General features: G+C 26.5%; 10 protein-coding genes. 7 read left to right on the top strand and 3 right to left on the bottom strand.

Annotated elements, in window-relative coordinates; translation table 11 throughout:
* Positions 1–39: 39 nt before the first annotated feature.
* The gene (yunB, locus tag BGI42_RS04640) at positions 40–687 is read right to left on the bottom strand and encodes a sporulation protein YunB (RefSeq protein ID WP_069679202.1); all 648 of its coding nucleotides are present in this window, start codon (positions 685–687) and stop codon (positions 40–42) included.
* 101 nt (positions 688–788) lie between these two features.
* Here yunB and BGI42_RS04635 point away from each other — a divergent pair, with 101 nt between their 5' ends.
* Both BGI42_RS04635 and BGI42_RS04630 read left to right on the top strand, forming a co-directional pair.
* Entirely contained in the window at positions 789–3296 is a 2508-nt protein-coding gene (locus BGI42_RS04635) for a transglycosylase domain-containing protein (RefSeq protein ID WP_069679201.1), read from the top strand.
* A gap of 325 nt (positions 3297–3621) precedes the next feature.
* On the top strand, positions 3622–5022 hold the full coding sequence (locus BGI42_RS04630) for an alanine/glycine:cation symporter family protein (RefSeq protein ID WP_069679200.1): 1401 nt from the start codon (positions 3622–3624) through the stop codon (positions 5020–5022).
* 78 nt (positions 5023–5100) lie between these two features.
* Here BGI42_RS04630 and BGI42_RS04625 read toward each other — a convergent pair whose 3' ends face one another.
* Both BGI42_RS04625 and BGI42_RS04620 read right to left on the bottom strand, forming a co-directional pair.
* Positions 5101–5958, bottom strand: a complete 858-nt coding sequence (locus tag BGI42_RS04625) for a YcdB/YcdC domain-containing protein (RefSeq protein WP_069679199.1) — start codon at positions 5956–5958, stop codon at positions 5101–5103.
* 74 nt (positions 5959–6032) lie between these two features.
* Positions 6033–7133 (bottom strand): GNAT family N-acetyltransferase, encoded by a 1101-nt coding sequence (locus BGI42_RS04620; RefSeq protein ID WP_069679198.1) that lies wholly within the window; start codon positions 7131–7133, stop codon positions 6033–6035.
* Positions 7134–7496: 363 nt separating this feature from the next.
* Here BGI42_RS04620 and BGI42_RS04615 point away from each other — a divergent pair, with 363 nt between their 5' ends.
* From BGI42_RS04615 to BGI42_RS04595, 5 genes are read left to right on the top strand one after another with little or no spacing between them, the layout of a single operon-like run.
* Complete coding sequence (locus BGI42_RS04615) at positions 7497–8036, top strand: helix-turn-helix domain-containing protein (protein ID WP_069679197.1); 540 nt, start codon at positions 7497–7499, stop codon at positions 8034–8036.
* Between the two features lie 19 nt (positions 8037–8055).
* A complete protein-coding gene (gene potA, locus BGI42_RS04610; RefSeq protein ID WP_338028396.1) occupies positions 8056–9108 on the top strand; it encodes a spermidine/putrescine ABC transporter ATP-binding protein in 1053 nt (350 codons plus the stop codon).
* Positions 9101–9943 (top strand): ABC transporter permease, encoded by an 843-nt coding sequence (locus BGI42_RS04605; RefSeq protein ID WP_069679195.1) that lies wholly within the window; start codon positions 9101–9103, stop codon positions 9941–9943. Before potA ends, BGI42_RS04605 begins: the two co-directional genes overlap by 8 nt.
* Complete coding sequence (locus BGI42_RS04600; RefSeq protein WP_069679194.1) at positions 9937–10737, top strand: ABC transporter permease; 801 nt, start codon at positions 9937–9939, stop codon at positions 10735–10737. Before BGI42_RS04605 ends, BGI42_RS04600 begins: the two co-directional genes overlap by 7 nt.
* Entirely contained in the window at positions 10724–11788 is a 1065-nt protein-coding gene (locus BGI42_RS04595; RefSeq protein ID WP_069679193.1) for an ABC transporter substrate-binding protein, read from the top strand. Before BGI42_RS04600 ends, BGI42_RS04595 begins: the two co-directional genes overlap by 14 nt.
* Positions 11789–11960: the final 172 nt, after the last annotated feature.

Raw genomic sequence — 11960 nt, 5'->3', positions numbered from 1 at the left:
CAGCATAAAAAGAAGCCTTGTTTATAAGCAAGGCTTCTTTTAGTTACCAGGTTTAAAGTCAATTGCAGTCTCAGGTATTTTACCTACTATTATTGTATCTGATACCGGTACTTTTGTAATTACTTCAATTTCATTAGTTTTAAATGGCAAAATCACTCTAACCTTTGATTCAACATTAAGATATATCTTATGTCTGGTTTGATTAATTCCTGCACTTTCAAATTCTGATTCGTAATTTGCATTAATATTTCCCACATCTTCAACTCTAATAGCTATTTTAGGACCTAAATTATAATAAATACTATTTTCAGTAAACCATCCTAATGGTATTTTTATTTTCATATCTTTAAGCTCTTGTAATTCTTTATCACATTCTATAGATAATTTGGATGCTAGATAATTTAATTTAACAGTATCAGCCTGCATAAGAGTTATATTTCCAGCATTATCTTTTTCTATTTTTATCATTTCATCATAGTTAAACTCATTTGCAAAAAGCTTTATACTATTACTATTAATTATATTAAGTACTCTTGATCTTACAGTCATTTCAGATACTCTGTCTAACGCTGGCATAACTTTATTATCTAAGAATAACGCTATTGAATTGAATACAATAACAAAGGTTATACTAATTACTATAATTGGAATATATTTTCGTTTTTTTCGCTTTGTATAATATCTCATATCGCTACCTTTATAAAGAGTTATTGGTTTACTCTTATTATAAGTATGCTATAATAATATAGAATATTATTTAATAATTAACGTAATTTTAGGAGGATAGAATGTCGACTGAAAAAACTCCAAATAAAACAAAGAAAAAGAATAGTAAACATACTACTAAAGTAAGAAAAAAGAAAAAAAATAAAACAAAAAAATTAACTGCTTCTACTATCTTTAAAAGAATTGTACTTAGCATTTTAACTTTAGTCTTATTAGTATGTGTTGTAGGTGCTGGTTATTTACTCGCAATTATAAAAACTACTCCCCCTCTAAATGTTGAAGATGTTTTAACATTAAACCAACCTTCAAGCTTATATGATAATAAGGGTGAACTTATGGATAACTTACATACAAATGAAGAACGCTATGTAATAACATCGGATAAAATTCCAGATAATTTAAAAAATGCCTTTATATCAATTGAAGATGAACGTTTTCTTAAGCATAAAGGGATAGATATTCGAAGAATACTAGGTGCTGCACTAACAGATGCAAAAAAAATGTTAACTGGTAAAAGAGGTTTACATGGTGCTTCTACCTTAACTCAACAACTTCTAAAAAATACTGTTCTTACTAATGAAGTATCTATAAAAAGGAAAGTAAAAGAGATTTATTTAGCTCTTGATCTTGAAAAACAATTGAATAAAGATCAAATAATTACTGCATATTTAAATACTATACCACTTGGTGGGCAAGTATATGGTGTTGAGGCTGCTTCGTTATTATATTTTAGTAAAAGTACTTCAGATTTAAGTTTAGTTGAATGTGCTTATTTAGCAGGTATAACCCAAGCTCCAACTTATTATAGTGCTTATAATGAAGATAATAAAAAGGATCCATCTAGATATATCAATAGAACGTTAACTGTTCTATCTAAAATGCATGAGTTAGGATACATTTCAGAAAGTGACTATAACCAAGGTGTTGAAGATATTAATAATGGTAAATTAGTATTTAAACCAAGCAAAAAAGATTTTAGATTAAATTATGAATGGTTTGTTTATCCAGCTGTATCTCAAGTTAAAAGAGATTTAAAAGAAAAATATAAATATACAGATGAAGAAGTATCTAGATTAATTGTTAATGGTGGATTAAAAATTTATACTACCATGGATAGAAAATTACAAAATTTCACTCAAAAAACTTTAGATAAATATGAAAATCTACACGTTGGAAATTCAGAAACTTATGATGAAAATAATATTCCATTATTACAAGCTTCTGCAACAATAATTGATTATAGACATGGTAAAGTTCTTGCTATGGTTGGAGGCAGAGGTAAACAACTCCCTCAATCAAATAATAGAGCATATGACGATTTAAGACCTATTGGTTCTACTACTAAACCACTTACTGTATATGGACCTGGTATAGATCAAAAAATAATAACTGCTGCAACTGTAACAGATGATGCACCATTATCACCAGAATTAACAAAAAAATATCCTGCATATGCTCCTCCAAATATACTTAGAAATTCTCCTGATCAATATCTAGGACTTATACCTGCACGTGAAGGGCTAATGTATTCTAAAAATACGTGTTCTATTATAAATGCAGATACTATAGGTTTAAAAACAGGAATATCTTATGGAGAAGATTTAGGACTTGTATATAATAGTGCATCTAAAACTTCTATAGCTACTGTTGCATTAGGACAATTTAACAATGCTCCTAATGACAGAGATGGTGGTAATACCTATAAATTAGCTGCTGCATTTGGAAGCTTTGGTAATGATGGTGATTACGTAGAACCTCTACTTTACACAAAGGTAGTTGATTCAAAAGGTAACACTATACTAAAATCAAAACCTAAGGAAAAACACGTTTTTTCACCACAAACAGCATATATAATGTATGATTTGTTAAAGGGACCTGTTAATTTCTATGGTGGTGCTCCTGCTAAATGGAGTGATATGCCTGTGGCTGGTAAAACAGGTACAACTACAAATGCAAAGGATTTATGGTTTGCAGGACTTACTCCTTACCTATCTGGATCAGTTTGGGTTGGTTATGATAACCCTAAAACTGTATTTGGTGGTTCTGGTACTGTATGTGCAAATTTATGGGGAAAAATAATGGCTAAAGCTCATAAAAATAAGGAAGTTAAAGATTTGGAGGAACCTGAAGGAATTGTTCATGTTGCTGTATGTGAAGATTCTGGTAAGCTTCCATCAGATTTATGTAGTAATGATCCTAGAGGTAACAGAATAAGAGATGAATTATTCATTGAAGGAACTGAACCACATGAAACATGCAGTACTCATGTTATCGGACGTATAAATAGAATTAATAATAAATTAGCTGGACCTAATACTCCTGCATTATTAACTCAAAATAGAGTTTTTCTAAATAAAAAATATCCTAATCCATTAACTAAGGATTATATGTATGTGCTTCCACATTCACAGGATGATTATACTGATGGGGCTAGTCCTGAGCTTTCTCCACCAAATATAAATGAAGAAAGTGAAGTGGAAATTCCAAATAATAATGGACCTTTTGAAGAATCATCCCCTGAACCGCCACCTGTTGATGAGACTGATTCAATATTAAAACCTAATCAATAATTTGTTGAAAAACGATACATTTAAAATTCTAATGTATCGTTTTTTTTATTAAAATAAAAAAATTTTGTATCGTATTTATCATATAGCATAAAATATAATTAAATAAATTTATTTATATTTTAAAATGAATAAATCATATTAAACACCTTCATTTTATATTTATCATATAAATTTAATCCTTATAACCTCTACTTAAATTAACACTTTGATAATTATAGTATTTTAAATTTGAATTTTTTAATTATTATTCTTGCATTTTTTGTTTTTTCAATATAAAATTATATTAATCGACATATTTTTTTCTAATGAAGGAGGAATTATAAATTTGGATATTTTAAATAATTTACTTGTAAATTTCAATGACTTTTTGTATACATACATCCTAATAGCATTATTAATAATTTTAGGACTATACTTTACTTACAAGACAAATTTTGTTCAATTTAAACTTATAAAAGAAATGTTTAGGTTATTAGGTGATGGTGTTACATCTGAACGAAAAAAAGGAAGTGTGTCATCATTTCAAGCCTTTTGCATAAGTACAGCATCAAGAGTTGGAACTGGTAATTTAGCTGGTATTGCAATTGCTATATCAATTGGTGGACCTGGTGCTATTTTTTGGATGTGGTGCATAGCTTTAATTGGAGCTGCTTCAAGTTTTGTTGAATCCACATTAGCTCAAATATACAAAGTTAAAGATAAAAATGGTAGTTTTAGAGGTGGACCCGCTTATTATATGGAAAAAGGGTTAAATAAAAAATGGATGGGAATTTTCTTCTCTATATTAATAACAATAACTTATGGATTAGTTTTTAATTCTGTTCAATCTAATACTATTTCTTTAGCTATGAATGAAGCTTTTGGAATAAACCAAATAACAGTAGGTATTATTTTAACAGTTTTAACTTTGTTAATTATATTTGGTGGAGTACATAGAGTAGCTAAAATTTCTGAAGTAATTGTTCCAATAATGGCAATTGCTTATATATTAGTAGCCCTATTTGTAGTATTCAAGAATTTCACTGATATTCCTAGATTATTTGTATTAATTTTTGAAAATGCTTTTGGTTTAAAAGAAGCTATTGGTGGAACTTTTGGTGGAACTTTAATGATCGGAATAAAAAGAGGTTTATTCTCTAACGAAGCTGGTATGGGTAGTGCACCTAATGCAGCTGCTACTGCTCATGTAACTCATCCAGTTAAACAAGGTTTAATTCAAACACTTGGAGTTTTCACTGATACAATAATAATTTGTAGTTGTACTGCATTTATAATTCTACTTTCAGATATAGATTTATCTGGTAAATTAACAGGTATACAATTAACTCAAAATGCTTTAAGCTCTCAAATTGGTAGTTTTGGAAGTATATTTATTGCTATTTGTATATTGTTATTTGCTTTTAGTTCTATAGTAGGTAATTACTACTATGGAGAATCTAATATTGGTTTTTTAAGTAAGAAAAAAGTATATATAGTAGTATATAGAATTGCTGTTGCTTTTATGGTATTTTTTGGTACTATAGCTAACTTAAATATAGTGTGGAACTTAGCAGATACTTTTATGGCATTTATGGCAATAACGAACTTGATTGCAATTGCTCTACTTGGTAAACTTGCATTCAAAGCATTAGCTGATTATATAACTCAAAAAAAATCAGGAATAAAAGAACCTATATTTAAATCATCATCTATTCCTGAATTAACAAATGTTGATGAATGGAAATAGCCTATTTAAATAAAAAAAATGTAATGATTTTTAATCATTACATTTTTTTATTTACCTTATCTAATTTAAAATTTTTAATTAATCAGTTATTACAGAATTTTCTGTACCATATTTTATTTCACGAATTACTTCTTTCGACTGTGTACTTATAAAAAATTTATTTGTAAATTCTGCAGCATTCTGATCCTTTCCTTTAACTGTTATAAGATAACAAAGTTCAGACTTTAAGTCTTTTTCACTTTTGGTTTTATGTTCTGAATATACTAATTCAGTTGAATTAACAATTTCTCCACTGTAATTTAATTCATTAAATAAAGTTATTGCTTCTTTTTCTGCATCTTCCTGTGATATATTTATTATAGAATCTTTGAATTTTCTTTGAATAGATGAGTTGGTATAATTTTCTAGTAAACCATTATATTTATTTATGCATACTATTATCTTATCCGAATATATTGGATATCCGTCTTTACACTTTAAATATACAAAAGAATAATACGGAAGACTATCTGAAGCTTTATCATTCTTTAAACCTCTAAAGTCTAGCTCTTTATTATATATCTTCTTTAAATATTCATCTGATTTTTCTTTAGCTTCATAATATGATATTTCATTATCATATTTTTTAATATCTTTGTTAGCAAAACCTATAACATTATAATTTTTATCTAGATCTATTCCAAAAGAATTTGCCATTATAGTTTTATATATTAATTTATTCTTATTGCCAACGGTTTTTACTCTCTTGTACTTTATATTTTTTAAATCTTCTTTGTTATCAATTGCATTTATTACATATAAATTCTCTATAAAACTTTTAGCAGCTTCAATATCTTTAGAGCCATTTCCTATAAATTTATGCATTACAAATATTGCAGTTATGCTAAGTATTGCTACAATAATTATACTAACCATCTTAGCTTTTTTAGAGCTCATTTACCTCAATCCTTTATAATAAGCTTTTTTATATTGTACAATATTAGCTAATTTTAATCAAATTCTCTACATTATCATGTAATATTTATACCTAATTTCTTCTCTAATTTTCTTACTAAATCTTTTCCTGATATCTTAAATATTATTGATAAAATCATCTCTATAGTTCCCATCAAGTTGGATGCAATCATCACCCTTCCATTATCTACAAAGTTTTCATTAGTTACTTTTATTCTATTTAATCTATTACTATTTATTAATGTACTTAAATTTTCTATATTAGGAATTGATATTCCTGTTAAAGATTTCATATATTCTAATATAGCTACTGAGCTTCCTATAGCACATATATAATCACACTGATTGTATGCTTCTAATATTATTTTTATAGCATTTTCATTTTTTAATATATTTTCTATAGTTGTTGAATCTGGTAAAATTATAATATTTGAAGTTGAAACATTAAAATTAGATGAATTTACTTCTAATTTTAAATTATTATTATACTTAACCTTTTCAGTTAATGAAATTATATTAAAATTAAATATTTTTTTATTAGATAGTTTATTTGCTTCATTAAATATCTCCCAAAACAAAGTATAATTTACCATGTTTATATTATCATATATAATAAATGAAACATTTTTTATGTTTGAATCTTTAAAACAGAAAAAATCTTTCTTAGTAAGTTTGAACGTTGTTTCATTTTGATATGTTCCACTTTTTTTAAATCCTAATTTATTAGCAAATCCTTTTGAATTCTCATTGCTAACCTTATCTAATATCATTTTCCCTTCAAAATCAATAAAGTAATATTCTAACATTAATCGCATAGCTTCTTTACCATATCCCATATTTCTATACCTATAGTAAATTTTTATATTAGATCTTGCTATTTTAGTTATAGGATCATAACCATGAAAACTAACTTCACCAATTGGTTCATCTTTAGCTGTATATATAAGACAATAAAAATTTCTTCCATCAGTTGGAGATACCATCTTTTTATAAAAACTCTCCCACTTATTTTCTGTAAATTTATATACTCCCCCAATATCTTTCATGGTTTCTTCATCGTTCCATAACTTTGCTATAAAAGCTAATTCTTTATATTCAGGTTGCTTTATATATACTAATTTACCATTTCTTCTATACAGTTCATGTTCTTTTCGCATAAAATCACCTAATAATTTCTTTATTATGTTACCTTAAATATCTCATACTTTCTTATTTTTATCAATATTTATAGAATAAATAAATGTTAAAATCATCTTTATATGTATATTTTCTTATTTCTGTTTAGAAAATAAAATTTTTTTTGCCCTTAGTATATGTCTACTAGAATTTATCTAATACTAAACATAATTTTTATAATTAAGTTAAATAAAGGATTAAAAAGAATATTTTTTTCATTTTTTACTAAAAAAATATTGATTTTTATTTATAAAGTTTATATAATATCATTGTTTGTTTAGTAATTTTAAACTTAAGGTTTAGTAAAAGTGAGTATATTATATATTCGATGGTAGGTGTATATTTTGGAAATTGGAGAAAAAATTCGTATATTAAGAATGGAAAAACAATTAACCCAAGAAGAATTAGCAAATAGATGTGAGTTATCTAAAGGATTCATCTCTCAACTTGAGAATGATTTAACTTCTCCATCAATTGCTACTTTAATGGACATATTAGAAATCTTGGGAACTAGTTTAAATGAGTTTTTTAGTGAAACAAAAGAAGAACAAGTTATATTTAGTAATGATGACATGTTTAAAACAGATGATGAAGAACTAAAATATTCTTTAATGTGGCTTGTGCCTAATGCTCAAAAAAATGCTATGGAGCCAATTATGATTACTATTGATCCTGGTGGTCAATATATTGAAGAGGAACCACATGATGGTGAAGAATTTGGTTATGTATTATCTGGAAGTATTTATCTACACTTAGGAAAAAGAAAATTAAAGGTAAAAAAGAATGAAAGCTTTTATTTTAAACCAAAAGTTAATCATTATATTTCTAATGCTGGTAGAACATCAGCAAAAGTTATTTGGATAAGTACTCCACCATCATTTTAAATTTTAGAGAGAGGTGCTTTTGGTGAGCGATAGTATAATTAAACTAAATAATGTAAGTAAATCTTATGGTGAACAAAAAATATTAGATAATTTATCATTAACTATTAAAAAAAATGAATTTTTAACACTGCTAGGACCCAGTGGCTGTGGTAAGACAACAACATTAAAGATAATTGCTGGATTTGAAACAGCTGATATAGGAGAAGTTTTATTTAAAAATAAAGATATATCTAATCTTCCTCCTTATAAAAGACAAGTAAATACTGTATTTCAAAAATATGCATTATTTCCTCATATGAATGTATATGAAAATGTTGCTTTTGGACTTAAGTTGAAAAAATTGCCTAAAGATGAGATTAAAAAAAGTGTTAAAAAAATGTTAGAGTTAGTTGCATTAAAAGGCTTTGAAAAAAGAAGCATCACTTCATTAAGTGGTGGACAACAACAAAGAGTTGCAATTGCTAGAGCTTTAGTTAACAAACCAGAAGTACTACTTCTAGATGAACCTTTAGGGGCATTAGATTTAAAACTTAGAAAAGAGATGCAAATAGAATTAAAAAAGATCCAACAAGAACTTGGTATTACCTTTATTTTTGTAACTCATGATCAAGAAGAAGCATTAACTATGTCAGATACTATAATTGTTATGAATAAAGGAATTATTCAACAAATGGGTAGTCCTGAAGATATATATAATGAGCCTGCTAATGCTTTTGTTGCAGATTTCATTGGTGAAAGTAATATTTTAACAGGAACTATGATTGATGATTATAAAGTTATGTTTTGTAATAAAGAATTTAATTGTGTTGATAAAGGTTTTGAAAAAATGGAAAGTATTGATGTAGTAATAAGACCTGAAGATATAAAAATTGTTAAAGCTGAAAGAGGAATGCTTAAAGGAATAGTAAAATCTATAATGTTTAAAGGAGTTCACTATGAAATGCAAGTAGAAGTTAATGATTTTACATTCATTCTTCACAATACAAAATCTGTAGATATTGATAATGAAATAGGATTAGATATCAATCCTGAAGATATACATATTATGAAAAAGAGTGATGATAATGCATAAAAAAAATACTTCAACATTAGCATATCCATACTTTATATGGAGTGCACTATTTATAGTTATTCCTTTAATTATAGTTTTATTTTTTAGCTTAACCACAAAAACTGAATCAGGTTATTCATTTTCTTTAAATAATTATAATAATTTATTTAATTCTCAATATGTGTATATAATTAAACAATCTATGTTGCTAGCGCTAAAATCAACTATAGCTTGTTTAATCATCGGATACCCTGTTTCATATATAATTTCAAAAGCAAATTTAGATAAAAGAAATTTTTTAATAATGTTATTTATTTTACCTATGTGGATGAACTTTTTATTAAGAACTTATGCTTGGGTACCTATATTAGGAAAAACAGGTTTAATAAATTTATTACTTAGTAAACTAGGTATAGCCCCTATTTCTTTTCTTTATAATGATGGTACTGTTTTATTAGGAATGATCTATAACTTCTTACCATTTATGGTTCTTCCTATATATACAATATTAATAAAGATGGATCAAGATTTAATAAATGCTGCATATGATTTAGGTGCAAATCGATTTAAAGTTTTTATTAAAGTTATCTTGCCACTTAGTATGCCTGGAATAATTTCTGGTATTACTATGGTGTTTATGCCTGCTGTTTCTACCTTTGTAATCTCAAGATTATTAGGTGGTGGGCAATACATGTTAATCGGTAATGTAATTGAGCAACAATTTACAACAATGGGTAATTGGAATTTTGGATCTGCAATTTCAATATTAATGATGATAATTATTCTAATATTTATGGGAATGGCTTCTAAATTTGAAAATGATGACAGCAAAGAAGGTGGTGGGCAATTATGGTAAATAGATTAGAAAGTTTTATTAAGAAATTCTATTTAGCTATTATATTTTTATTCTTATATACACCTATCATTACTTTGATGGTATTTTCATTTAATAAATCAAAAACTATGGGCAGATGGACTGGACTTACATTTAAATGGTATAAACAATTATTTAATAACGATAGACTTATGTCTGCACTTTATTACACTTTATTAATAGCTATCATTGCTTCAATTATAGCTACCATAATAGGTACAATAAGTGCAATTGGTATAAGTAAAATGAGAGGAAGAAAAAAGTCCTTTGTTTTAAATGTTAACTATTTACCTGTTTTAAATCCAGATATAGTCACAGGTATTGCACTTATGTGTATGTTTATATTCATAAATTTAAAATTTGGATTTATAACTATGTTATTATCACATATTACATTTGATATTCCTTATGTAATTCTTTCAGTTCTTCCAAAATTAAAACAAATACCTGAAAATACTGTTGAAGCTGCTGAAGATTTAGGTGCTACTCCACTATATGCTATTAGAAAAGTTATATTACCTCAAATAAAACCAGGCATAATATCAGGATTCCTTATGGCATTTACAATGTCAATAGACGATTTTGTTATAAGTTTCTTTACAACAGGACCTGGAGTTACTAATTTATCTATAGAAATTTATTCTATGGCTAGAAGAGGTATAAAACCAGAAATTAATGCTCTTTCAACATTAATGTTCTTAACTGTTTTAACTTTATTAATAATAGTAAACAAAAAACAAAATTTTATGAGGGGTGAACAATTTGAGAAAATTTAAATTATTCAGTACTCTAGCATTAGCTAGCTTATTAACTTTAAGCCTTTTTTCTGGATGTTCTAACAATAATGCTGGTAAAAATGGTATAGTTTATTTTTATAACTGTGGTGACTACATTGATGAAGATTTATTATCAAAATTTGAAGATGAGACTGGTATTAATGTTCAGTACTCTACTTATGATACAAATGAAATAATGTATCAAAAATTAAAAAGTACTCCTGGTAGTTATGATTTAGTTATACCTTCTGATTACATGATTGAAAAAATGATACAAGAAAATATGGTAGAAGAATTAGATTTTAATACTATCCCAAATTATAAATATATTGATGATTCTTATAAAAATTTATCTTATGATAAAAATAATAAATATTCTGTTCCTTATATGTGGGGCACAATAGGAATAATCTATAATCCTGATAAGGTCAAAGAGCCTGTTAAAAGTTGGGATATCCTATGGAACGAAAAATATAATAATAAACAATTAATAATGTTTGATTCGATGAGAGATACTTTAGCTATAGGATTAAAAAAACTTGGTTATTCTATAAATAGTACAAATTCTGATGAAATAAATGCTGCTACTGAAGAATTAGTAAAGCAAAAGCAAAATCTTTCACCTCTTTATTATGTAGATGAAGTTAAAGATAAAATGATTATTGGAGAAGCCGTTATGGCAACTGTATGGTCTGGAGATGCTGCTTATATAAGATTAGAAAATCCTAAATTAAAATATGTTATTCCTGAAGAAGGATCTAATAAATGGTTTGATGGAATGGTTATTCCAAAAGATGCTCCAAACAAAGAAAATGCTGAAAAATTAATTAATTTTCTTTGTGATCCAGAAAACGCAAAACAAAATGTTGATTATATAGGATATTCAACACCTAATAAAGCAGCTTATGAAATGTTAGAAGATAATATTAAAAATGACAAAGGAATTTATCCACCAAAAGATGTTTTAGATAAATGTGAAATTTTTGTTGATTTAGGTGATTCATTAAAATTATATGATGATGCTTGGATGAAAATTAAAACTGCTAATTAGATAAAAACCCTTAGATAAAAATCATTTTATCTAAGGATTTTTTTATACATATGAAAATAAATAACAAATTAGATATGGGACAAATATTTTATGAAATACAATAACTTGAGTTCTCTCAGTTGCTATGCTATTAGGAGAACCCAATAAACAGGTAGTTCACAAAATAAACTAA

The sequence above is a fragment of the Clostridium taeniosporum genome (assembly GCF_001735765.2).
Lineage (GTDB): Bacteria > Bacillota > Clostridia > Clostridiales > Clostridiaceae > Clostridium > Clostridium taeniosporum.
The sequence above is the reverse complement of the archived record's forward strand: the minus strand, read 5'-3'. Positions and strand labels throughout refer to the sequence as shown.